At 64.0% G+C, this 23,506-nt stretch carries 21 protein-coding genes and 2 pseudogenes; 10 read left to right on the top strand and 13 right to left on the bottom strand.

Features of this window, described 5'->3' with window-relative positions:
* Positions 1–35: 35 nt before the first annotated feature.
* On the bottom strand, positions 36–1,124 hold the full coding sequence (locus AC1DX2_RS12860; RefSeq protein ID WP_477196758.1) for a beta family protein: 1,089 nt from the start codon (positions 1,122–1,124) through the stop codon (positions 36–38).
* Positions 1,121–2,332 (bottom strand): ImmA/IrrE family metallo-endopeptidase, encoded by a 1,212-nt coding sequence (locus AC1DX2_RS12865; RefSeq protein ID WP_477196759.1) that lies wholly within the window; start codon positions 2,330–2,332, stop codon positions 1,121–1,123. Before AC1DX2_RS12865 ends, AC1DX2_RS12860 begins: the two co-directional genes overlap by 4 nt.
* A gap of 513 nt (positions 2,333–2,845) precedes the next feature.
* Between AC1DX2_RS12865 and AC1DX2_RS12870 the strand changes: the two genes are divergently transcribed.
* Positions 2,846–3,070, top strand: a complete 225-nt coding sequence (locus AC1DX2_RS12870; RefSeq protein WP_477196760.1) for a hypothetical protein — start codon at positions 2,846–2,848, stop codon at positions 3,068–3,070.
* Positions 3,071–3,142: 72 nt separating this feature from the next.
* On the opposite strand, the gene rocF is transcribed toward AC1DX2_RS12870, so the two are convergent.
* From rocF to AC1DX2_RS12885, 3 genes and pseudogenes are all read right to left on the bottom strand, one after another.
* Complete coding sequence (gene rocF / locus AC1DX2_RS12875) at positions 3,143–4,072, bottom strand: arginase (protein WP_477196761.1); 930 nt, start codon at positions 4,070–4,072, stop codon at positions 3,143–3,145.
* Between the two features lie 51 nt (positions 4,073–4,123).
* A pseudogene (locus AC1DX2_RS12880) lies at positions 4,124–4,477 on the bottom strand (YciI family protein); the annotation flags it as partial.
* Between the two features lie 81 nt (positions 4,478–4,558).
* Entirely contained in the window at positions 4,559–5,080 is a 522-nt protein-coding gene (locus tag AC1DX2_RS12885; protein ID WP_477196762.1) for an Lrp/AsnC family transcriptional regulator, read from the bottom strand.
* 151 nt (positions 5,081–5,231) lie between these two features.
* Here AC1DX2_RS12885 and AC1DX2_RS12890 point away from each other — a divergent pair, with 151 nt between their 5' ends.
* Entirely contained in the window at positions 5,232–6,326 is a 1,095-nt protein-coding gene (locus tag AC1DX2_RS12890; RefSeq protein WP_477197677.1) for a saccharopine dehydrogenase family protein, read from the top strand.
* Between the two features lie 61 nt (positions 6,327–6,387).
* Positions 6,388–7,893, top strand: coding sequence for an L-piperidine-6-carboxylate dehydrogenase (gene amaB, locus AC1DX2_RS12895; protein WP_477196763.1), 1,506 nt, complete (start codon positions 6,388–6,390; stop codon positions 7,891–7,893).
* A 100-nt stretch (positions 7,894–7,993) separates the two neighbouring features.
* Here amaB and AC1DX2_RS12900 read toward each other — a convergent pair whose 3' ends face one another.
* On the bottom strand, positions 7,994–8,854 hold the full coding sequence (locus AC1DX2_RS12900; protein ID WP_477196764.1) for a head GIN domain-containing protein: 861 nt from the start codon (positions 8,852–8,854) through the stop codon (positions 7,994–7,996).
* A gap of 230 nt (positions 8,855–9,084) precedes the next feature.
* Between AC1DX2_RS12900 and AC1DX2_RS12905 the strand changes: the two genes are divergently transcribed.
* The gene (locus tag AC1DX2_RS12905; RefSeq protein ID WP_477196765.1) at positions 9,085–9,711 is read left to right on the top strand and encodes a hypothetical protein; all 627 of its coding nucleotides are present in this window, start codon (positions 9,085–9,087) and stop codon (positions 9,709–9,711) included.
* Positions 9,712–9,740: 29 nt separating this feature from the next.
* Here the strand turns inward: AC1DX2_RS12905 and AC1DX2_RS12910 are convergent, their stop codons facing one another.
* Together AC1DX2_RS12910 and AC1DX2_RS12915 are read right to left on the bottom strand one after the other, a co-directional pair.
* Positions 9,741–10,541, bottom strand: a complete 801-nt coding sequence (locus AC1DX2_RS12910; RefSeq protein ID WP_477196766.1) for a DUF4184 family protein — start codon at positions 10,539–10,541, stop codon at positions 9,741–9,743.
* A gap of 33 nt (positions 10,542–10,574) precedes the next feature.
* Entirely contained in the window at positions 10,575–11,591 is a 1,017-nt protein-coding gene (locus tag AC1DX2_RS12915) for an asparaginase (protein WP_477196767.1), read from the bottom strand.
* A gap of 90 nt (positions 11,592–11,681) precedes the next feature.
* On the opposite strand from AC1DX2_RS12915, the pseudogene AC1DX2_RS12920 reads away from it, so the two are divergent.
* From AC1DX2_RS12920 to AC1DX2_RS12930, 3 genes and pseudogenes are all read left to right on the top strand, one after another.
* Positions 11,682–13,508, top strand: a pseudogene (locus AC1DX2_RS12920) (carboxyl transferase domain-containing protein); the annotation flags it as partial.
* 41 nt (positions 13,509–13,549) lie between these two features.
* Positions 13,550–13,954, top strand: coding sequence for a hypothetical protein (locus AC1DX2_RS12925; RefSeq protein ID WP_477196768.1), 405 nt, complete (start codon positions 13,550–13,552; stop codon positions 13,952–13,954).
* A gap of 31 nt (positions 13,955–13,985) precedes the next feature.
* Complete coding sequence (locus tag AC1DX2_RS12930; protein ID WP_477196769.1) at positions 13,986–14,753, top strand: substrate-binding periplasmic protein; 768 nt, start codon at positions 13,986–13,988, stop codon at positions 14,751–14,753.
* Positions 14,754–14,762: 9 nt separating this feature from the next.
* Here the strand turns inward: AC1DX2_RS12930 and AC1DX2_RS12935 are convergent, their stop codons facing one another.
* Positions 14,763–16,265, bottom strand: a complete 1,503-nt coding sequence (locus AC1DX2_RS12935; RefSeq protein WP_477196770.1) for an FAD-linked oxidase C-terminal domain-containing protein — start codon at positions 16,263–16,265, stop codon at positions 14,763–14,765.
* Between the two features lie 85 nt (positions 16,266–16,350).
* Between AC1DX2_RS12935 and asd the strand changes: the two genes are divergently transcribed.
* Positions 16,351–17,199 carry an archaetidylserine decarboxylase gene (gene asd / locus AC1DX2_RS12940; RefSeq protein ID WP_477196771.1) on the top strand — a complete coding sequence of 283 codons (849 nt, stop codon included), beginning with the start codon at positions 16,351–16,353 and terminating at the stop codon, positions 17,197–17,199.
* 337 nt (positions 17,200–17,536) lie between these two features.
* Here the strand turns inward: asd and AC1DX2_RS12945 are convergent, their stop codons facing one another.
* From AC1DX2_RS12945 to purU, 3 genes are all read right to left on the bottom strand, one after another.
* On the bottom strand, positions 17,537–19,165 hold the full coding sequence (locus AC1DX2_RS12945) for a diguanylate cyclase (protein WP_477196772.1): 1,629 nt from the start codon (positions 19,163–19,165) through the stop codon (positions 17,537–17,539).
* A gap of 99 nt (positions 19,166–19,264) precedes the next feature.
* A complete protein-coding gene (locus tag AC1DX2_RS12950) occupies positions 19,265–20,380 on the bottom strand; it encodes an RDD family protein (RefSeq protein ID WP_477196773.1) in 1,116 nt (371 codons plus the stop codon).
* Complete coding sequence (gene purU, locus AC1DX2_RS12955; protein ID WP_477196774.1) at positions 20,377–21,225, bottom strand: formyltetrahydrofolate deformylase; 849 nt, start codon at positions 21,223–21,225, stop codon at positions 20,377–20,379. Before purU ends, AC1DX2_RS12950 begins: the two co-directional genes overlap by 4 nt.
* Positions 21,226–21,353: 128 nt before the next feature.
* Here purU and aptA point away from each other — a divergent pair, with 128 nt between their 5' ends.
* Positions 21,354–22,694, top strand: coding sequence for an omega-aminotransferase AptA (aptA, locus tag AC1DX2_RS12960; protein ID WP_477196775.1), 1,341 nt, complete (start codon positions 21,354–21,356; stop codon positions 22,692–22,694).
* Positions 22,695–22,729: 35 nt separating this feature from the next.
* Complete coding sequence (locus AC1DX2_RS12965) at positions 22,730–23,080, top strand: hypothetical protein (protein ID WP_477196776.1); 351 nt, start codon at positions 22,730–22,732, stop codon at positions 23,078–23,080.
* A 51-nt stretch (positions 23,081–23,131) separates the two neighbouring features.
* On the opposite strand, the gene AC1DX2_RS12970 is transcribed toward AC1DX2_RS12965, so the two are convergent.
* Positions 23,132–23,446: a BTH_I0359 family protein gene (locus tag AC1DX2_RS12970; protein ID WP_477196777.1), complete on the bottom strand. Its 315-nt coding sequence runs from the start codon at positions 23,444–23,446 to the stop codon at positions 23,132–23,134.
* Positions 23,447–23,506 lie beyond the last annotated feature (60 nt).

Below are 23,506 nucleotides of genomic sequence, written 5' to 3' on the forward strand. Positions count from 1 at the left end.
ACAGAAATCTGACTAATGAGCGATTGGGTAGGCAGTCATGAAGCTGCACGTTGGCTCTGGGCGCTTCTGGCAGATATGGTGCCCAACAATTGCCTCAATGTATGGGTGATGTGGTTGTTTTGATCGATGGAGACCCAGGTCTCAAGAGTGCCGTACTTTGGTCGACCAGCGGCGGCAGACATGATGTATTCACCACCCCAGGAGTCGGAGCCGCGGAAATCCTGTTGCCGAACCAGTGCTTTCGATAGTTCGTGGTGCTGAGCTGTGTCGTCTCGCCAAGATGCTCCTTTGACAATGATCCACTCCGTGTCGGTGGTGTATCGAATTTTTGCAGCTGGCTTGATTAACTTCGGATCAAAGTCGAAGTAGTCTGGATGAACTACGCCGTAGTCAGCGTAAGCTACGTCTTGATGGCGTTCCGAAAGCTGTTGCCATGTAAGGAAATCCGTCCGGCTTACGCGGTTGAGAGAGTTTCGTTTAAAGCTAGCCATGTCCGGAACAATGGCGGAACTCGCAAAAACAATTCGTGCGGGGGCAAGCCTGCGTATTTCAGATAGAGCTCTAATGAACTGAAGCTGAACAGCATCTGACGAGATGCCATGAATGGATCGAAAGTCCATAAATATGTGAAGCGGCAAACCACCGGCACCTATTTCGGAGACGAGGCTGCTTATCCGATTGACAAGCATGCTCGGTAGCTGAATGTCTTCAGCCTCAAGTCGAAAGGCGATAGCGTCGATACCGGTAATTACCACTTCGCGTATGGCAAGCTTATAGGCAATGTCACGCTCTAGCCCCACAACTGGAATTGCACGCACATACTCAGATGCGATCTTGTTGTGAAGGACGGTCGCCGGATGAACCCCATTTAAGCACCGGGCAGACGGAGTTACATCAAATAAATCTACATAGCAGAGTCCTCGGCTCTTCCAGCAGGAGGCGATATTGAGTGCCTGCTTGGTAATGTGTTCTTGCACATCGCTGCCATTCAATGCACCTTCACCTAACGCCAATACATCAAAAAACGGCTGAATACACTCTTTAGTGTGAGTGTTTAGATTGACCAATGCCTTAGCTTCGCCGCGTTTGGTCTTGAGTATTGGCGTGTAGACGTAACTTGTCATTCGTGGTCACCCGGTCCAACAACATGAAAAATAGCTTTTATGTCTTGAAGAGTAGCAAACTCTTTAAGAATGTGATATCTACCTGATTCCCTTTGAATCCGCCCAGCAACAATTGCAGGATGAATCATCAAAGCGTCGGCAAGCCTTACGACCGCCTCACTTCGCTTTGTCCGGTAAGCTTCGCTGCTCTTCCAAACTTGCCGTGGAATGAAAGCCTCAGCTGCAAGAATGTTCGCCTCTGCCTCTTGTTCATTTTCGTGACTCTGGTCATCCTCGTCTACAAACGCCGAATTAGTCCTTCCGAGATGGCGCTGAACATGAACAAGTTCGTGCATTAGCGTAAACCAAAAGTAGTCGATCCGGTTGTACCGCAGAGTTAAGCCAATGACCGGAGTGCCATCTTCGTCCAATATAGCTGCGCCATCCAGCTTGGTCTTTGGCAAATGAGGCTCAAGGACTAACACTATTCCCTTCATTGCCAGAAACTCTCTGGCCAATAGCGGTCCTTGGTCTGACCTACTGAGTTTTGCGAGTTGCCTCAAGAACTCATCAGTAATAGATCCATGTACATAGCGTGTGCCAGGTTTTTTTAGTTCGCGCGACCGAACCAAGACTCGCGCTATCCAAGCATAAATGGCATACAAGTTTTCTTCCTTTGTTATGCCACTTAGTGTTTTGCGCAGAAAGACAGGTGAACGATGAATTGATGTTCGAGCAAAGAACGAGCGAATAAGTGACTCGCCTGTTTTCCCTTCTCCCAACTCTTTGTCAAACCAACCGCGCTTCTGCATCTCTCTGACAGGAAATTTCTGCCAATCAAAGTCAATTGCATCTGGCTGCACTGGTCTAAGAGAGCCAATCAATATTCCAGCGGGAATATTCAGCCTCTCATGAATCGTTCGAATCATTTCGACTGTTAGGTCCCGCTTTCGATTCAGGACTTCAGATGCTCGGCTCTTGCTTCCGAGGATGTCCGCAAGGTCTTTTTGCTTCAGGCCTAGTTCGGCCAGCCGCACTACTATCGCCTCAACGGGATCGGGGAGGTCGAACTTAAATCGTTCTTCCTCGTACTTTTCAAGCAAGACCGCAATAACCGCCAGCTTCTCGCCCTCTTTGCTGCCCAGGGCAGGGTCAGACAGAGCCAGTTCTCTGGCCTGTTCAAGGAGCGCGGCGTATTGAAGATCGTCACGAATTACGCGCAGTTCCATATTCAAGAACCTTGAGTTTGTGAGGATTCAACTTCTGTTACGGCAAGCACAATTAGAGTTCCAGTGTTAAAGGCAATCTGCGCGGATACAACGCAACCTGCCGTCATTGAATAAAAATAAGCGATGTTCGGCGTCAAGAATTTGGTCGCCGGAAAGCTTGTCAGAACGTCATCCTGATTGCGCCAAGAGGCCTCCCGAGCTATCCCGAGCCACAAAACCAGCGTTGCCCCAGCCGCAGGGGACCGCTGGATATACAGGTCAATGTGCTTGCGCCCCATCAAAATCATGGCCGCAGTCTAACACGATGTTCCCAAAAATGGAACATATACAAAAGGTGGGAACTTGTGCTAATATTGCTTGGCACTCGCCCAATGGGAGTGCCAAGAAAAAAGCCACCCAAGGAGTTCCAGTCCAGCGGGTGGCTTGGCTGAGCTACCTTATCCGGTGAAGCCTAGCCGCCTACGACGAGCGTAGAGCGCAGAGTTTAACCTGTCTCTTCGGAAGAGGTTTTTAATGATCCGGGAAAAAGCTGCCCTTTTCAAGGAGGTTGAAATGGCAGGAACCAAAAAGCCCGGGCAAAGCACGGGCAACCAAGGCGGGATCTACCAAGAGGTAGGTCCTCGCGGCGGCAAACAGCCGAACTACTCGACTGTTCCGGACAATCGTCCGTTGCCGCCTACCACCCAGCCTGGTCATGGCTGGGTGCCGGTGAAAACCACGCCGAACAGCAAGCGCTGAACGGTGCTGGCATCGAAAGAGGCGGCTTCGGCCGCCTCTTTTTCATTTCGCTGTTCGTGTCGTACTGGACAGTTATCTCCCCGCCGCCTTGCGCATCAACGTGCTCTTGCCGAACAGCGACTCGATCAGGTCAACGGCCACCTCGGCGGTCCGGTTGCGCACGTCCAGCGCCGGGTTCAGCTCCATCACGTCCAGCGAGCCCAGGCGGCCGGTGTCGGCGATCATTTCCATGCACAGTTGGGCTTCGCGGTAGGTGGGGCCGCCGCGCACGGTGGTGCCCACGCCGGGGGCGACGTCGGGGTCGAGGAAGTCGACGTCGAAGCTGACGTGCAGGTGGGTGTTGGCATCCACCAAGGCCAGGGCCAACTCCATCGCATGGCGCATGCCCATCTCGTCGATGTAGCGCATGTCGAACACGTCCAACCCGGTCTCGTGCACCAGGCGCTTTTCGCCCTCGTCCACGCTGCGTATGCCGATCTGGCGCACCCACTTGGGGTTGATGGCCGGCACCTGGCCGCCGATCTCGGTCAATTCTTTGGGGCCGTTGCCGCACAGGCAGGCCACAGGCATGCCGTGGATGTTGCCGCTGGGGGTCAGCGTGTGGGTGTTGAAGTCGGCATGGGCGTCCAGCCACAGCACGCGCAGTTTCTTGCCGGCTTCGCGGCAGTGCCGCGCCACTGCGCTGATGGAGCCTATGCCCAGGCTGTGGTCGCCGCCCAGCAGGATGGGCAGGCGCCCGGCGGCCAGCTCGGCGTGCACTGCCTCGTGCACGGCGCGGTTCCATTGCACCACCTCGTCCAGGTGGCGGTAGCCATCCACCGGTGGCAGCCAGGGGTTGGTGGGGCCACTCAGGTTGCCGCGGTCGGCAACGTCCAGGCCGCGCGCCTGCAAGGCGGGCACCAGTTGCGCCACGCGCAGGGCTTCCGGCCCCATGCTGGCGCCACGGCTGCCGGCGCCCACGTCGGTGGGCGCCCCAATGATGCTGATGCTGCTTTGCTTCATGCGCGGATTGTCTCCGTTTTCGGCCCGCGCCGGCTGCCCGTCGGCCTACTGAAAGTCAGACATCTCGTAGAGCGGCCGGATTTCGATCTCGCTGGGGCCGGGCATGGGGTTGGGACAGCGCTTGACCCAGGCGACGGCCTCGTCAATGTCCTTGACTTCCCACTGCCAGAAACCCGCGACCAGTTCGCGGGTGGCGGCGAACGGTCCGTCGATCACCGAGCGCTTGTCGCCGTCGAAAGCGATGCGCTTGCCTTGCGATGACGGCTTCAGGCCGTCGCCGGCCTTCAGGATGCCGGCCTTGACCAGCTCGTCGTTGTACCTGCCCATGGCCTCCAGCAATTCCTGGGGGGGGAGGATGCCCTTTTCGCTCTCCTCGGTCGCTTTCACAAACACCATCACACGCATGGTCTTCTCCTGGTGATGTGGCCGGCCCCACTGGCCTGCCGCACGCGTGCATTGTGACTGCCTGGCCGCCTTTCTGTGCGCTCAGGTACGGTCGATCTTCCAGGCCAGCGCCACCGAGGTGGTGGTCTTGACCACCCCGTCCAGCTCACCCATCTCGTCCAGCAGCGCGTTCATGCGCACGGCGGATTCGGCGTGCAGCAGCGCCACGTAGTCGAACTCGCCGCTGACGGCGCACAGCTGCCGCACCTCGGGCATGCGGCTCAGCTGGCGCACCACGTCTCGCCCGGCCTTGGGCTGCACCGTCAGGCCGACGAAGGCCTGCAGGCCCTGGTTGACGATGTCCTGGCCCAGCTTCACCGTGTAGCCGGCGATCACGCCTTCGCGTTCCAGCCGGTTGATGCGCGCCAGCACGGTGGTGCGCGCCGTGCCCAGCTTGCGCGCCAGGTTGGCGGTGGATTCGCGCGCATTGGCTTGCAGCAGCGCGATCAGTTGGCGGTCCAGCGCGTCGCGGCGGCGCTCGCCGGCCTCGGCGGCGGGCGCTGTGTCGATGCCCGTGTTGCGGCGGCGGCTGGCGCCGCGTTTGGCGGGGGTGGAGGTGGCCATACGGCCATTATGGCAAATTTGAATGTCATATCGACCAAATATGCATCTGAATCGTCAAACTCACTATGGATTCTGACCAAACTCCGCCCTAGACTTTGCGCATCCGCTGTCACATCTCTTTTTGTTCTTTTTGTCTGGAGCTTTCACCATGATGCGCGTCGTTCTCCTGGGTGCCGGTCACATCGGCCATACCATCGCCAGCCTCTTGTCCAACACGGGCGACTACCAGGTCAAGGTGGTGGACCGCAGCGCTGAGGCGCTGAGCACGCTGAAGAGCCTGAAGGTGGAGACCTCGGTGGTCGACACCGCCGACGGCGCCGCGCTGCTGGCCGCGCTGAAGGGCTATGACGCCGTCATCAACGCGCTGCCCTACCACTTGGCCACCATGGCCGCCACGCAGGCGCTGGCCGCCGGCTGCCATTACTTCGACCTGACGGAAGACGTGGCTGCCACCCGCGCCATCATGGACCTGGCCAAGGGCGCCAAGACCGCCTTCATGCCCCAGTGCGGCCTGGCGCCGGGCTTCATCGGCATCGTCGCGCACCACCTGACGAAGAAGTTCGACAAGCTCAACGAGGTGAAGATGCGCGTGGGCGCGCTGCCGGCTTTCCCCACCAACACGCTGAAGTACAACCTGACCTGGAGCGTGGACGGCCTGATCAACGAATACTGCCACCCCTGCGAAGCCATCCACGACGGCGAGAAGATCGAACTGTTGCCGCTGGAAGGCCTGGAGCACTTTTCGCTGGACGGCACCGAGTACGAAGCCTTCAACACCTCGGGCGGCCTGGGCACGCTGTGCGAGACGCTGGCCGGCAAGGTGGATGTGCTGGACTACAAGACGGTGCGCTACCCCGGCCACTGCGCCATCATGAAGATGCTGCTGCAAGAGTTGCAGTTGAAGCACGACCAGGAGACGCTGAAAGACATCCTGCGCCGCTCCATCCCCATGACCATGCAGGACGTGGTGCTGGTGTTCGTCACCGTCAGCGGCGAGCGCGATGGCAAGCTGATGCAGGAGGTGTTCGCCCGCAAGATCTTCGCCGACCGCAGCGAGACCAATCCCATGAGCGCGATCCAGATCACCACCGCCGCGGGCATCTGCGCCGCGGTGGACCTGTTCCGCGAAGGCAAGCTGCCGCAAAGCGGCTTCATTGCGCAGGAGCAGGTGGAGCTGCCGGCTTTCCTGGCCAACCGCTTCGGCTCGGCCTACCAGCAGTCGCGCCAGGTGGAGTCCATTGGCTGATCAGTGCTTCTTCAAGCGCCGATAATCCCGCATCGTTTTTGGAACCGTGAGAGAAACCACCATGCAAGTTGAAGCCCTGCTGCAATCCCTGGGCGTGCCGGCCAGCGCCACCCAAGGCGGCGCCATCGCCACCCGTTCACCGGTGGACGGCGCCGTCATCGGCCAGGTGCACGCCACGCCAGTGGCCGATGTGGCCGCCACCGTGGCCCGGGCGCACACCGCCTATCTGGGTTGGCGCGCGGTGCCGGCACCGCAGCGCGGTGAACTGGTGCGCCTGCTGGGCGAGGAACTGCGCTCCAACAAGCAGGCGCTGGGCCAGCTGGTGTCGCTGGAAGTGGGCAAGGTCACCTCCGAGGGGCTGGGCGAGGTGCAGGAGATGATTGACATTTGCGACTTTGCCGTCGGCGTGTCGCGCCAGCTGTATGGTCTGACCATCGCCTCCGAGCGTCCTGGTCACCGCATGATGGAAACCTGGCACCCGCTGGGTGTGGTGGGTGTCATCACCGCCTTCAACTTCCCGGTCGCCGTGTGGGCCTGGAACGCTGCGCTGGCCTTGGTATGCGGCGACGCCGTGATCTGGAAGCCGTCTGAAAAGGCACCGCTGTGCGCGCTGGCCGTGCAGGCGCTGTTTGAGCGTGCTTGCGCGCGCTTTGGCAAACCGGAGCAGACCCAGGATCTGTCGCAGCTGGTGCTGGGCCTGGCCGACGTGGGCGAGGCGCTGGTGGACCACCCGCAGGTGGCGCTGGTGTCGGCCACCGGCAGCACCCGCATGGGCAAGGCCGTGGGCGCCCGCGTGGCGGCACGTTTTGGCCGCTCGCTGCTGGAGCTGGGCGGCAACAACGCCATCATCGTCGCGCCGTCGGCCAACCTGGACATGGCGGTGCGTGCTGTCGCCTTTGCCGCCGCCGGCACCGCCGGCCAGCGTTGCACCACCGCGCGTCGGCTGATCGTGCACGAGGCGGTGTATGACGACCTGGTGGGCCGCCTGAAGCGTGCCTATGCCAGCTTCAAGATCGGCCGCCCGCAAGATGAGGGCACGCTGCTGGGCCCGCTGATCGACAAGCAGGCATTTGACGGCATGCAAGCCGCGCTGGGCCAGGCCCGTGAACAGGGCGGCCAGGTGGTGGGCGGTGAGCGCGTGCTGGCCGAGCAATACCCCGACGCCTACTACGTCAAGGCCGCGCTGGTGGAAATGCCGGCGCAAAGCGCCGTGGTCTGCCACGAGACGTTTGCGCCCATCCTGTACGTGCTGAAGTACAGCCAGCTGGAAGAGGCCATCGCGCTGAACAACGCAGTGCCGCAGGGCCTGTCGTCCGCCGTCTTCACCAACGACATCCGCGAAGCCGAGCAGTTCGTGTCGGCCAATGGGTCAGACTGCGGCATTGCCAACGTCAACATCGGCACCTCCGGCGCCGAGATCGGTGGCGCCTTTGGTGGTGAGAAAGAAACCGGCGGCGGGCGTGAGTCGGGCTCGGACGCCTGGCGCAACTACATGCGCCGGGCGACCAATACCGTCAACTACTCGTCGGCGCTGCCGCTGGCGCAGGGTGTGAAGTTCGACATCTGATGCGCTCTGGCTGAGCCCGATCCCGTTCGGGCTGAGCTTGTCGAAGCCCTGATGAAAAAAGGCCCCTGACGGGGCCTTTTTTCATGGTGAGGGATGGTGTTTACTGCACCACCGAGATATTGCGCCCCGCCACATCCCGCTGCGCCGGGTTGCCGGCCACGGTGATGCTGCCGGCGCCGCTGGTGCGTGCCACCACCGACTGTGTGACATAGGCGTCGATGTCGGACGAGCCGGAGGTGCTCAGGCGCGCGGTCTGGCTCTTCAGCCCCTTCAGGTTGGCGCTGGCCGAACCGGTCAGGCTGACCTTCAACTGGCGCACCTCGCCACCGGCTTGCACAATGCCGGAACCGGAAATGTCCACGTTCAGCTCTTCACCGCGCAGGCGGCCCAACGTCACGCGGCTGGAGCCGCTGGCGTCCAGCTTGACGCTGTCGGTGTCCAGTGCCTGGGCGTTGATGCGGCTGGAGCCGCTCAGCAGCAGGTCCAGGCGGGCGACTGAGCCGGCCAGTTGCATGTTGCGCGAGCCGCTGCTGCGCAGGGTGAAATCACCGCCCTTCAGGCCGCTCACCACCACCTGGCCGGAGCCGGAGGCGTGAATGCTGCGCAGCGACGGCACCGTCAGCTTGGCGCGGATGTCGTGCTCGGTGCGGAAAGAGCCATTGACCCACAGCTTCAGCGTGCCGCCGTTCACTTCGGAGCGCAGCAGCGGCAGCAGGTTGCCGTCGGCCTGCACCTCCAGCGAGGCAACCGGGCCCACCTGCACGTCCAGCGCGATGGGGCCGCTGACCGCCAGTTCGGTGAAGGTGCCGTCCAGCGTGCGCCGCTCGGTGGTCAGCTGGCCATTGCCCACCACGCGATCGCCAGAAAACTGCCATTCGGAACGGCCGTCCTGCGGCGCGGCGACGACGATGGTGCAACCCGCCAGGATGGACAGGCCGCAGATGAGCAGGAAGGAACGCATGATTTTTCTCGCTTGGACAGTGGAGTGGTGTGTGGACAGCTTTGTTTCAGGACGCCACTGTAGGGGTGCCGCCTACCGCTTGCGAGTGGATTGCGATGAAATGGCGAAATCGGCGACGGTTTGCAAGCAGGCGGGATGAATTGCCAACTGTTACAGCCAAGCGCGGACCGCTGGGCTACAGTCGTGCGATGCAATGGCGTCCCTCCAGTTGGCGTACACGGTTGGCCATCGTGCTGGTGATGCTGGGCGCGGGCCTGGCGCATGCGCAACCTGGCTGCGATCGCAGCCCTGTAACCTGGGCCTGCTTCGGCGTCTTTGAGCTGCGCTTTACAACGCCCCAGGGCGGCAGCCTGGTGCGCTTGACCCATTTCTCCAATGGCGAAACCTTGGCTGAGATGGCCTCACCCGGCGGCAGCTCCAAACGCCTGCTGACGGTGCCGCCTGGCAACCTGTCGCTGGCGTTCGGACTGGCGCCTGACGAGTCTTTGCAAGCGGGCGCGCGCAACCCGTTCATGTTTATGGACATGGCGTTTGCCTACCCCGCCATGGCCTTGCAGGTGGCTTACCCAGCCGGTCCGGCGGCGGTGCCTGCCGCCGGGATGGATGTGCCGGTGACGATAGACGGAAAAACCCCGGTGGTGGTGCGCGTCGCGCGTCGCGCCGACGGGCAGGTGGCGTTCCATCTGAAGCTGGCCCACCAGGGCTCTACGCAGGAGATGGATGGGGTGTGGGTGGCGCGACTGGCCGAGCCGTGGCCGGATGACTTTCCCGTGGGGGATTGGCGATTCGGCGACGATGCAAGATTCAGTACCCTGGGCCAGGCGCGTGGGGTCGCACGGGCACGCCGCGTGCCGTGATGTCGCCCTGGAATCGGTGCCGAGCCGGCTTAGTGGGGTTGGCGTAGGCGCCAGGTCTGCCACACCAGACCGTAGGCCAGCAAGGCCAGCGTAAATGCGGGCAGAGTGGCAAACACCATGGCACTGGCCTTTGCAGCCCAACGGGGCTCGCTGACCATCGTCAAGCTGTTGGGCGTCAGATGAAGGCCAGTCCAGATGCCAATCAGCAAGGGAATGAGCAGCAATGCCGCAACCACGGCAAGTTTGGCCGGCGGGCTCAGTGTCACCGGCAAGCGGGCCAGTTGAACCGGTGCCTTGCGGTACCAGCGCAGGCTCCATGTCCCCAGCAGTGCCAGCCCCAGCACGGTGCTGCCATGCTGCGCCAGCGAGTACCCGTAGGTGGTCATGCCATGTACCGTGAACAAGGGCTGTTGCAGCACGGGAATCAGGCCGGTGCCCCAGCTTTTTTTGTGGGTGAATGCGTCCCAGATGTCATGGGTGATCGTGCCGCACAGCAGGGACACCAGCACGGCACCCCAGTGCACGGCGGGCAACGAGGTACACGTGGCCGCTTGTGTGGCCAGGCGGTTCAGCACGCTGTCGGGCAACAGGGCCAACAAGGGGCCTTTCAGCAGCTTGTGGAACAGCAGGTAGGCCGACAAACCGACGGGCAGGCAAAACCACAGCATGCCAGGCAGGCTATGGCTGTCCGTACGCGCGACCGGCAGCGCCAGGAAGTAGGGCATGTCGGGGGCACAACTGCCAAACACCAGCGCTGACAGCACACCCCAGCGACCCAGAGGCCGCAACAGGGGGATGGCCGCCGCGGCGTGCGCCAAGGTGAAGGGCATGCCGAACTGACAGGTGCGGTTTGCGGTGCCTGTTCAGGCGGCCGGCGCCAGCTTGAACACCGGCGCGCGCCGCCCCACCGGGTTGCCGCGCAGGTTCAACAGCGGCTCGGCGCGCCATTTGGCCAGTTGCTGGCGCTGGGTGTCATCCAGCCAACCCAGCTGGTCCAGCACCTCCACCGTGGCAGCGAACAGCGCTGGTTTGTTGGCGTCGCTGATCTTGATGGCAAAGCCCTCGCCGCGGCTCTTGCTGGCGAAGGCCTGCACGCCGTCGGCGCCTACCTTGGTCACCCAGTCGCCGCGGCCGGCTTGCATGAAGGCGAGGTCGCTGCGGGCGGTGCCGCTGACCATGTCCGGGTGCGCCGTCATGGCCGCACTGAGCTGCGCGAAGGCTGGGGCGAAGTCGCTGTCGTCCTGCGCGCCGCTGGCCAGGCGTGCATAGGCACGGGCCAGGTTGGACAGTGGCATCGCGTAGTTGGGGGCCGAGCAGCCGTCTATGCCCATGGCCAGGTCGCTTTCGTTCAGTCCGGCGGCGCGTGCGACGTCGCGGCGTATGGCCTGCTGCAGCGGGTGTTGCGGGGCTATGTAGTCAGCGGTGCTCAAGCCATGCTGCACGCAATAGGCCAGGAAGCCGCTGTGCTTGCCACTGCAGTTGTGGTTGCGCTCATCAAAGACATAGCCCGGCGGCGGGGCCTTTTCCAGCGCGGTGAACAGGTGCGGCACATGGCAGCCGCATTGCAGCGCCTTGTACGTCAGGCCGGCCTTGTCCAGCATGCCTTGCACCTGGGCCACATGGCTGTCTTCGCCGTTGTGGCTGGCGCACAGCAAGGCCACCTGTTGTTGGTTGAAGCCAAAGTGCTGCGGGCCGCCGGCCATCACGAAGGGCAGCGCTTGCAAGGCCTTCAGCGTGGAGCGGGTGTAGCTCAGCCAGTGTGGGTTGCCCACCTGGGCCAGCAGCTGGCCATGGCGGTTGACCACGGCGATGGCGCCGAAGTGCAGGCATTCGGGGGTGTCGGCGCGCGACAGTTCTATCAAAGGGGCGAAATCGGTCATGGCGTGATTGTCGGCCAAGCGCTGCCTGGTAGCTGGTTGTCGCCTGCTTGACCGGCCTGTCCCCAACGGCTGCCGCACAATCCCTGCATGATGCAAATCCGTTCCCCCTTGCAAGCGCAATTGGTGCAGTGGGCCGTGCAAACCGGCCAGGTGGTGGCCGCTGGCGACGTGCTGGTGATCCTGGAAGCGATGAAGATGGAGCACGAGCTGCGGACCGACAAGGCTGGCCGCGTGGCCGAGTTGTTTTTTGACGCTGGCGCGGTGGTGCAGGAGCACGACGTGCTGCTGAGCCTGCAGCCGGTGATCGCAGACGCAGTGGCTGCGGCGGTGGCATCGCCCATGGCTGCTGCGGCCGCCGCAGCGCCTGCCGTGCGCGCCGACCTGGAACGCGTGCTGGACCGCCACGCGCTGACGCAAGACGCAGCCCGCCCCGAGGCCATGGCGCGCCGCCACGCGCTGGGCCAGCGCAGCGCGCGCGAGAACATCGCCGACCTGTGTGATGACGGCAGTTTCATCGAATACGGCGCGTTGGCTGTGGCCGCCCAGCGCAGCCGCCGCAGCGCCGAGGACCTGATGGCCAACACGCCGGCCGACGGCATGGTCACCGGCGTTGGCAGTGTCAACGGCACGCTGTTTGACGAGCCGCAGGCCAGCCGCTGCGTGGTGATGAGCTATGACGCCACCGTGCTGGCCGGCACCCAGGGCATGCGCAACCACCAGAAGACCGACCGCCTGCTGGGTATTGCGCTGCAGCAAAAACTGCCAGTGGTGTTGTTCGCCGAAGGTGGTGGCGGCCGGCCGGGCGACACCGACATGCCCATCGTCGCCGGCCTGCACGTGGCCACCTTTGCCAGCTATGCGCGGTTGAACGGCCAGGTGCCGGTGGTGGGCATCGTCGCCGGCCGCTGCTTTGCCGGCAATGCAGCGCTGCTGGGCTGCAGCGACGTCATCATCGCCACCCGCAGCAGCAACATCGGCATGGGCGGGCCGGCCATGGTGGAAGGTGGCGGCCTGGGCCAGTTCAAGCCAGAGCAGATCGGCCCGGCCAGCGTGCAGCACGCCAATGGCGTCATTGACGTGCTGGTGGATGACGAGGCGGCGGCGGTGGCGGCGGCGCGCCATTACCTGTCGTTCTTCCAGGGCACGGTGAAAGCCTGGCAGGCGCCGGATGCGCAGGCGCTGCGCGACGTGGTGCCGGAAAACCGCTTGCGCGTGTACGACACCCGTGCCGCGTTGCGCGGCGTGGCCGATGCCGGCAGCCTGCTGGAGTTGCGCGCCGGCTTTGGCCTGGGGATACATACCGCGCTGGCGCGCATCGAAGGCCGGCCGGTGGGCCTGCTGGCCAACAACCCGCAGCACCTGGGCGGCGCCATCGATGCCGACGCGGCTGACAAGGCGGCCCGCTTCATGCAGCTGTGCAACGCGCACGGCCTGCCGCTGGTCAGCTTTGTCGACACGCCCGGCTTCATGGTCGGGCCGGAGATTGAGGCGCAGGCGCAGGTGCGCCACGTCAGTCGCATGTTCGTGGCGGCGGCGCACCTGCGCGTGCCCACCTTCAGCGTGGTGTTGCGCAAGGGCTACGGCCTGGGCGCCATGGCCATGACGGCCGGTGGTTTCCACGCCCCGCACTTCACCGTGGCCTGGCCCACCGGCGAGTTCGGCGCCATGGGATTGGAGGGCGCCGTCAAGCTGGGTTACCGCAAGGAGCTGGAGGCGCAACCTGAAGGCCCGCAACGCGAGGCGCTCTACCAACAACTGGTGGCCAGGCAGTACGACAACGGCAGCGCGCTGAACATGGCCGCCACGCTGGAGATCGACGCCGTCATCGACCCGGCGCAAACCCGGCATTGGCTGGTGCAGGGTTTGGCCTCCAGCCGGGTGGTGCCAGGCGCAGGCTTGCCGGTGGACACCTGGTAGCGTATGCTGGGCGCGCTTCGCCAGACTCGCATGAGGTCGCCATGATCCACAAGCATTTCACCGCCATTCTGTACGTCACCGGCTTCATCACCATGCTGCCGCTGTTCCAGTTCCTGTTTCCGGCCGATGTGCTGAAACTGGTGGCGCTGCAAGTCACCGAAGACGCCGGTTTGTTCCACGCGCAGCACTGGGGTTTGCTGGCGTTCTGCATTGGCGCCTTGCTGGTGTATGCGGCGCGCCACCCGCAGTTGCGCCGGCCCATCGTGATGGCTGCCGCGGTGGAGAAACTGGGCTTGTGCGCGCTGATCGCCGCCGGCTGGAACAACCCTTCACTGCACGGCACGCATGGGGCCTTGATCGTGGATGGTGTGTGTGTGGTGCTGTACGCCCTCTACCTGTTCACCGATCCGAAGCCGGTGGCTGAAATGGCGTCCACGGGGAGATGAGATGTACAGCCGGCGAACGCGGGTGCTTGCAATGCGGGCCCTGGCCTTGTGGTTGCTGCTTGCCGGGCCTGCGCAGGCCGACTGCCCGCGCCTGGTGTTGACGGCTGACCCCGGGTACCCGCCGCTGCACTGGTACGACGGCAAGACCCTGCGCGGCGCCAGCATCAGCATTGCCCAGCGCGTGCTCACCGACCTGGGCATTCCCCACGAGGTGCGCTACGTGGGCCCGCTCGCCCGCGTGATGGCCATGGCCGAGCGCGGTGACGTGGACATGGTGACCACGCTGAAGAAGACGCCAGAACGCGAGGGCTTCCTGCTCTACCCCAGCACGCCCGCTTTCGCCAATCCGGTGGCGGTGTTCGCGCGGCGCACCCACGAGTTCCAGTACCGGGAGTGGCGCGACCTGGTTGGCCTCAAGGGCGGTTTCACCCGCGGTAACCTGTTTGGCAACGGTTTTGACGAGTACCTGCGCGACAAGCTCAGCGCGGAAGAGGCGCCCAGCGCCGAAGCCAACTTCAAGAAGCTCAGTCTGGCGCGCATCGACTACTTTGTCACCGGCTACTACGCCGGCATGGCCTACCTGCTGCAGCGCGGCGACGAGGAGCGGTTTGTCGCGCTGACGCCCTTCGTCACTGACGCGCCCAATTTCATCACGCTGACCAGGAAGGGGCATTGCGCCGGCAAGCTGGCATTGATCGACGCGCAACTGGACAAGCTGCGCAAGAACGGCGTGGCCGACGAACTGGTGCGCGAGGCCTTCAAGGCCTGGAAGGCCAAGCCGGTGTTGCCGCCGCTGTAAGGCCGCGTTTCAGAAGCGGGGCAAGTCGGGATGCGCCAGTTGTCCGCCGCGCACCAGCATCTTGCCGTACTCGGCGCAGCGCTGCAGCGTGGGGATGACCTTGCCGGGGTTCAACAGGCCCTTGGGGTCAAACGCGCGTTTCACCGCAAACATCTGCTCGTTCTCGGCGGCGCTGAATTGCACGCACATGGAGTTCAGCTTTTCCACGCCCACGCCGTGTTCGCCCGTGACGGTGCCGCCCATGGCCACGCTGGTTTCCAGGATGTCGGCGCCGAACAGCTCAGCGCGGTGCAACTGGTCCGGGTCATTGGCATCGAACAGGATCAGCGGGTGCAGGTTGCCATCGCCGGCATGGAACACGTTGGCACAGCGCAGATGGTATTTCTGCTCCATCTGCTGGATCGCCAGCAGGATGTCGGCCAGCCGCTTGCGCGGGATGGTGGAGTCCATGCACATGTAGTCGGGGCTGATGCGCCCGCTGGCCGGGAAAGCGTTCTTGCGCCCGCTCCAGAAGCGCTGGCGTTCGGCCTCGCTGTTGCTGACCGCGATGGCCGTCGCGCCGGCTGCGCGCAGCACCTCGCTCATGCGGCCGATTTCCTCTTCCACCTCGTCGGGCGTGCCGTCGCTCTCGCACAGCAGGATGGCCTCGGCGTTCAGGTCGTAGCCAGCGTGCACGAAGTCTTCCACCGCGGCGGTCATGGGCTTGTCCATCATCTCCAGCCCGGCCGGGATGATGCCCTTGGCGATCACCGAGGCCACCGCGTCGCCGGCCTTGCGCACGTCGTCAAAGCTGGCCATGATGCAGCGCGCCAGCTGCGGCTTGGGCACCAGCTTCACCGTCACCTCGGTGGTGACGGCCAGCATGCCTTCGGAACCGATCACCACACTCAGCAGGTCCAGCCCCGGCACGTCGGGCGCGCAGCCGCCGAAGGTGACCGGTTCGCCCTCGATCGTGAAGCCTTTCACCTGCAACACGTTGTGCAGCGTCAGCCCGTACTTCAGGCAGTGCACGCCGCCGGAGTTTTCGGCCACGTTGCCGCCTATGGTGCAGGCGATCTGGCTGCTGGGGTCAGGCGCGTAGTACAGGCCCAGCGGCGCTGCGGCCTCCGAAATCGCCAGGTTGCGCACGCCGCACTGCACCACGGCGGTACGCGACACCGGGTCCAGCTGCAGGATGCGGTTGAACTTGGCCAGGCTCAGCGTCACGCCCCGGGTGTGCGGCATGGCGCCGCCGGACAGCCCGGTGCCGGCGCCACGCGCCACCACCGGCACCGACAGCGCATGGCAGGCGCGCAGCAGTGCCTGCACCTGCTCGGTGGTTTCGGGCAGCGCCACCACCAGCGGGCGGGCGCGGTAGGCCGTGAGGCCGTCGCATTCGTACGCGGTGGTGTCCTCGGATTGCCACAGCAGCGCGTGCGCCGGCAGCAGCGGCTGCAGGGCGGCCACCACCTTGGCCTGCAGGGCGGCGGCCTGCATGGCGTCGTTTTCGCGCACGGTCTGTGGGGCATTCATGCAGCCACTTTACGCCAAAACGGCGGACGCCAAAATGGGATAATTCGCCCCCTCTGCCTCGCTTGAACCTCCAGGAGCCCCCACAGTGTCCGACCGCCTTGCCGTGCTGCCGCAGTATGTGTTGCCCAAACGGGCGCTGACCGCCTACGCGGGCATGATGGCGGGTGCCCGGCTGGGGGCGCTGACCACCCGGACCATACGCAACTTCATCCGCCGCTATGGCGTCAACATGGACGAAGCGGCCAATCCGGACCCGGCCAGCTACAAGAGCTTCAACGAGTTCTTCACCCGCGCCCTGAAGCCCGGTGCGAGGCCCCTGGCGCCGGCTGAGTTCATCTGCCCGGTGGACGGCGCCATCAGCCAGTTTGGCGCCATCGAGCGGGACCAGATCTTCCAGGCCAAGGGGCACACCTATTCCACCACCGCCCTGGTGGGCGGCGACGCCACCTTGGCGGGGCGCTTTGACAACGGCAGCTTTGCGACCATCTACCTCAGCCCCAAGGATTACCACCGCATCCACATGCCCTGTGACGGCAAGCTGGTGCGCATGATTTACGTGCCTGGCGCGCTGTTTTCGGTCAACCCCACCACGGCGCGCGGCGTGCCGGGCTTGTTCGCCCGCAATGAGCGGGTGGTGTGCGTGTTCGAGACCATCAACGGCCCCTTCGTGCTGACACTGGTGGGCGCCACCATCGTCGGCAGCATGGCCACGGCCTGGCATGGTGTGGTCAACCCGCCGCGCGGTGGCCCCGTGCGCGAGTGGCAGTACGACGCCATGGGACTGGCGCTGAAGAAGGGCGATGAGATGGGCCGCTTCCTGCTGGGCTCTACCGTGGTGATGCTGTTCCCCGCCGACACCGTGAACTTCAACCCCGACTGGGCCCCGGCGCGGCCTGTGCGTCTGGGTGAGAAGATGGGTGACCTAGTGCGCTGAGCAAGCTGTCGCCGATGCTGCGCGGGTGGCCTGTCTATGGCTGCCGACGCCGCTGGTGCGCGTGGCTACGCGGATGTCCCCCGGGCCTGCGGCCCTCCTCCTTGATTCCGCTCCGCCACACGCCCCAGCGACATCGGGTCAATTGGCACGCGCAACGCTGAAACGCCGGAATCCGGAACGCAGGACGTCAGCACACCAACCACGTTCGCAGGATCAGGTCGTCATGGCACTCTGCGCAGCGGCATCAAGGAGGAGGGCCGCAGGCGCGGGGGACAGCCGCGGAGCGGAGTGCCGTGGCGGCCTGATCATCGCCAACCGGCTTGCCGCACTGCTGGACTCAATGCCCCGGCGCGCTCTTTTTCTGGCCGTACATGGCCATGTCGCTACGGTGGGTCAGTGAGTCCACGGTGTCGCCTGGCCCGGCCGCTGCCACGCCCACGCTGATGGTTACGGACAGCCCGGGGCGCACGGTGGACCATTCGAACTGCCGCACCGCCGCCTCGATGCGCGCGCAGGCCTGCTGCGCGATGGCGATGGGTGTGTGCTTGAACATGATGACGAACTCGTCACCGGCCAGGCGCGCCGGCAGGTCCTCGTCGCGCACATGCGAGCGCAAGATCTGCGCCACGTGCTTGAGCACGGCGTCGCCCACCTGGTGCGAGAAAGTGTCGTTGACGCTCTTGAACTTGTCGATGTCGATCAGCGCCACGCAATGCGGTTGGCCCCTGTCCGAGCCGTCGTTCAACAGTCTGGCGGCGAACTGCTCGAAGCGGCGCCGGTTGGCGATGCCGGTCAGCGAGTCCTCCATCGACAGCTTTTCCAGCGCGCGCGAGGTGACCTCCATGCGCGCCATGCTTTGTTTTTGCTCGCGCAGGTTGACTTGCCACTCCACCACCTCTTCGCGGCTTTCCAGCGAGTCGGCGCGTATCTGCTGCTCGCGCAGGCGCAGCTGGCGCAGCTCTTCCAGCGCCAGCGCGTGCTGGCCTTGCTCGGTGAACAGCTGCGAGCTCAGCAGGTAGCCCAGGCAGGCCAGTTGCTCGTGCTGCACGTCGGTGGCCATGGCCACCATTTTCTTGGCGTATTCGGTGGCGCTGGCCAGGTCTTTTTGCGCCCAGCAGATTTCGGCGCGTACCCAGCATTCCAGTGCGTTCAGCCAGGTGTGGGTGCCGTAGCGCTGGGCCCACATGCCGACCTTCTCCACGTCTTTTTGCGCATGCGCCAGGTTGCCCAGCCAGCAGTCGTTCAGCGCCGAGGAGAACAGCAGCACCGCCGAGGTGGTGACGTTGGTGCCGTGCAAAAAGCCGGTGGCCTCGCCTCGGTTGGCCAGCTCCAGGAAGGCCTGGCGCAGCATGTGCTGGCGCTGCGGCGAGGGCAGGGTGCCGGTGTAGTAGCGCTGGTAAAAATTGCGCACCACCTCGGCCCACCACTGGTTGACGCAGACCTGGAAGGTGCTCAAGGGCGGCCTGGCCGCGTTGGCGATCTGTATCGCCATGTCGAAGGCCTTCTCGGCCTTTTCCAGGCTGCGGCTCCACAGGTAGGCAATGCCCAGGTAGTTGTAGGCCAGCAGGCTGTGGTCGCCCGAGGGCAGCAGCTCGCTGAGGCGCACCGCCAGCAAGGCGGTTTCCACCGCCTCCTCGTTGCGGCCCAGGTTGATGGACACGAAGGCGTGCGTGGTCAGCGCCATCACCTCGCCCGAGGTGTCGCCCAGCAGGTGGAAGATGTTGGCCGCGCGCCGGCTGGCGCGGTGCGCGCGGCGGTAGCGCGACACCATGCGGTCGCAATGCGCCAGGCATAACAGGGCACGGGCCTCGAACACGCTGTCCTGCTGCTGTTCGGCGGCCTTCAGCAGCGCCAGCGCCTGTTCACGGCCTTGGCTGATCTGGCCGGCATCCAGCGCCGCATGAGCGCTTTGCAGCAATGCATCCAATTGGCCCTCCCTGGGCGGCGCGCGTAATGTGTTGTCCATACTGTGGTTCAGGCGTGCTGTCGCCTCTTGGGGGCGCTGGCACGGGGCAGGCAAGTCTTGCAATGGTAGCGAATGTGCGCTTGCATGGTGTGACCTGGCTCAATTCTTAGCCGCGGGCGCGGCGTCGTTCACGGGCGCAGGTGCGTCGGCGTTGTCGGGTGCAGGTGGCGAGTCGTCGGCAAGTGCCGGGCTTGGGTCGGCATTCACTTCGCCCCGGGGCGGGGCGCGCAGGTCTATCACCACGGTGTGGGCGATCTTGTCCTGGATGGCCTGCCGGTTCACGTCCCACAGCACTTGGGCAAAGCCCACCATGCCGGTGGCCATGCCGGCGGCGTAGCCACCGTAGCGGCTGAAGCAGCTCATCACGTTCAGCGGCTTGCCGGTTAGCTCCACCACGCGCAGGCGCATCAGCTTCTTGCCCAGCGTCTGCCCCTGCAGCCAGGCCGGCACCAGCGAAAAATACACGATGGCCCAGCCAAAGCCCACGCCCAGGCTGTCCAGCCAACGCTTGGCCTCCTGGCGCCATTGGAAGGTCTTGGGCTTGCGCGCTTCTTCCAGCTCGTCCTCCAGCTGGGCGATGCGCTCGGCATCGGTTTGTTGAGGTGGTGAGGCGGCGGGCGCAGGCGCGGAGGCGTTGGCGGACAGCACCGGGGCTGTTGGCGCCGAAGCGGCCGACAAGGCGTTGCTGACCACATTCGCAATCGCCTTGGCGCGGGCCGCGTCGCGCTCCTCCTTGCTGCGGCCGTCGCTGGCCTTGTCGGCGTCTTCCAGCTCTTGCCGCAAGGCCGTGGCCGCGGCCTCGGTGCGTTTGGCGGCATCGCGCTTGCGTTTGGCTTTGCTGCTGATCGCCGGGCGGTCTTCGTCCTGCTGGTCTTCCCAGAAGTCCTTGCCGTGCTGAACGCCCAGCCACAGGAAGCCCAGGCACAGCAGCCACAACAGCCATTTGCGCTGGCGCGAGGTGGTGGTGGCCGCCTGCCGCTTGCGCAACTGAAAGCCCAGCAACACCAGCCCCGCCACCAGCCACAGGTTGCTGGCGCCCGACAGCATGGCGATCAGCAGCAGGTCTATGCCGATGGCCACCAGACGCCGGCCGGGCTTGGCGAGTTGCAGGCCCAGCACCTCGGGTGACACGTTGAGCGCTTCGGGTGTCACCCAGGCCGGGCCCTTCAGCCGCGCCCGGGCCTGCTGGATGCGCTGCTTGCCCTGGGCGATCACTTGAAGATGACGGTCTTGTGGCCGTTGAGCAGCACGCGGTGCTCACCGTGCCATTTGACGGCGCGCGCCAGCACCTGGCTTTCGGTGTCGCGGCCCAGCGTGGCCAGGTCGTCCACCGTCCTGCTGTGGTCCACCCGGGCCACGTCCTGCTCGATGATGGGGCCTTCGTCCAGGTCGGCCGTCACGTAGTGGGCGGTGGCGCCTATCAGCTTCACGCCACGGTCATGCGCCTGCGCATAGGGCCGCGCGCCCTTGAAACTGGGCAGGAAGGAGTGGTGGATGTTGATGGCGCGGCCAGCGAGTTGCTGGCACAGGTTGTCGCTGAGGATCTGCATGTAGCGTGCCAGCACCACCAGCTCAGCCTCTTCGCCCTGGATGATCTCCAGCTGCTTGGCCTCCACCGCCGTCTTGGTGGCCGCAGTCACTGGCAGGTGGTGGAAAGGCACGTTGTAGCTGGCCGCCAGCTGGTAGAACTCGCGGTGGTTGGAGATGATGGCGCGTATGTCCAGCGGCAGCAGGCCGCTCTTCCAGCGGAACAGCAGGTCGTTCAGGCAATGCCCTTCCTTGCTGACCATGATGACGGTGCGCATGGGTTGGGCCGTGGCATGCAGGCTGAACGTCATTTGGTAGGGTTGGGCGAAGCTGGCCAATTGCGCGCGCAACTCGGCATGCGTCAGCTGTGCGCAGGCAAACTGCACGCGCATGAAGAACAGGCCGGTGTCGTGGTCGTTGTACTGCGCGGCTTCTTCGATGTTGCCGCCGCGCTCCAGCAGGAAGCCAGACACGGCATGCACCAGGCCCAGGCGGTCCGGGCAGGACAGGGTGAGGATGTAGGTGGGAGTCATCACCCGGGGATTGTCGCAGTTTGCTGCGCTGCCGCAGACTGGCCCCACCGCAGCGCCATGCGGGCCTTTGCAAACTCAGTAAACTGTGTCTTTTGGGCGCCACTGGCGCCAGGCGCAGGAGACCCCGCATGGCTTATACCGACTTCAACATGGACAACCAGTGGTTGCCCTTCACCCCCAACCGCAGCTTCAAGCTGGACCCGCGGGTGTTCGTCAAGGCCGATGGCATGTACTTCACCACGCACGACGGCAAGCAGGTGATCGACGGCATCTCCAGCCTGTGGTGCGTGGGGGCAGGCCACAACCGCAAGCCCATCAACGAGGCCATCAAGAAGCAGCTGGACACGCTGGACTATGCCACCGCCTTCCAGGCCAGCAACGACCGCGCCTTCCAGGCCGCGGAGATGATCGCCAACATGGCGCCTGGGGACCTGAACAAGGTGCTGTTCTGCAATTCCGGCTCGGAAGCGGCCGACACCTCGATGAAGGTGGCGCTGGCCTACCACCGCGCGCGTGGCGAAGGCCATCGCAATGTGTTCATCGGCCGCGAGCGCGGCTACCACGGCGTCGGCTTTGGCGGCATGAGCGTGGGCGGCATCCCGGCCAACCGCAAGGTGTACGGCACGGCGCTGTTGCCACGCGTGGACCACATGCGCTTCATCCACGACCCGGTCAACCACGCCTACATCCACGGCCAGGAACCGGAATGGCAGGAAGACATCCTGCTGGAACTGGAAAACCGCATCTTGCCGCTGCATGACCCCAGCAACATCGCCGCCATCATCGTCGAGCCGGTGGCGGGCAGCGCCGGTTGGTACCTGCCGCCCAAGGGCTACCTGAAGCGCCTGCGCGAGATCTGCGACAAGCATGGCATTTTGCTGATCTTTGACGAGGTCATCACCGGCTTCGGCCGCATGGGCACCAACTTCGGCGCCGACTACTACGGCGTGGTGCCCGACATGCTGAACTTCGCCAAGTGCGTGACCAATGGCGTCATCCCCATGGGCGGGGTGATCTGCCGCGACCATCTGTACAACACCATGATGGCCGCCAATGAGAAGGCACCGGCGCACGCCATCGAGTTCTTCCACGGTTACACCTATTCCGGCCACCCGGTGGCCTGTGCGGCGGCGGTGGCCACGTTGAACCTGTTCAAGGAAGAGAACCTGTTCGCCCGGGCTGGTGAAATGGGCAAGGTGCTGGGCGACAGCATGCACAGCGCGCTGAAGGGCCTGCCCAACGTCATCGGCATCCGCTCGCTGGGCCATGCGGCGGCGGTGGAGCTGTCCAGCATCGCCGGCCTGCCGGGCAAGCGCGCTTACGACATCTTCCTGGACTGCTACCACAAGGGGGCGCTGGTGCGTCCCGCCGGCGAGAACCTGGTGATCGCACCACCCTACATCGTGGAGCGCGGCCAGATCGAGCAACTGGTGGGCACGCTGGCTGACGCGATCAAGAAAAACGCCTGATTTGCGGCAGCGTTGGCGTAGCTGCGGGCCAGCTCATGCATATCGACAATCCGTTTTGGCCCCAGTTGGAGATCGACCTTGCCGATACGTCAGGGATCATTGTTCCGAAAGGCCGGGTAGAAGCGGAGTATTTTGAAGAACTTCGTGCGAGCGTTCGAAAGTACGCCGCTGCAGTGGAGTGGGTATCAGCCAAAGTTGAGGAGCCTGGCTTCTCAAATAAGGAGCTCGGTTCAACCGTAGCGGGTCACCTGCTGGCCACCACTCGTGGCTATTGGCTGATTTATGAGCCGAATGAGCGCACGTACTATTGCTTCTGGGGGACTGACCGTTCGCAATTGGGAGCGTACGGCGTATGCGGTAATCCGCTTTATTGCTGGTGGGACTGAATGCAGCGAATCATCGGCGGCCATGCTTACTAAGTCATCCGAGTTCGCAGCTCAGTGGATCACCACCGGGTTCTGCGCCAGGCCGGCATACTGGTCCAGCGTGTCTTCCACCTCTTGCTGGGTGGGGGTGTTTTGCTGCCAGGCCACGATCTGGCGCTGAAACAGCTCGGCCCAGGAACCGTCCAGGTAAACCTCCTTGCCGGAGCGTTTGTCGACGATCTCGAAGCCGTGGCGCGCCAGCATGGGCGGCGCCGTCCGGGGCTCCTCCTGCCGGCTGCTGGCGCCTTGCCGTGCGTCCTCACCCATGCCCGCATTGGCCAGCATGTGCAGCACCGAGAAGGACTCGGAGTCGTAAAGCATGTTCATGGTAGGGCAGTTGTCCTGTAAAGAAGCCGTGTTATTTCGCAGATAGCAGCTTTGATGCCA

The sequence above is a fragment of the Hylemonella sp. P2_B10 genome (assembly GCF_056404875.1).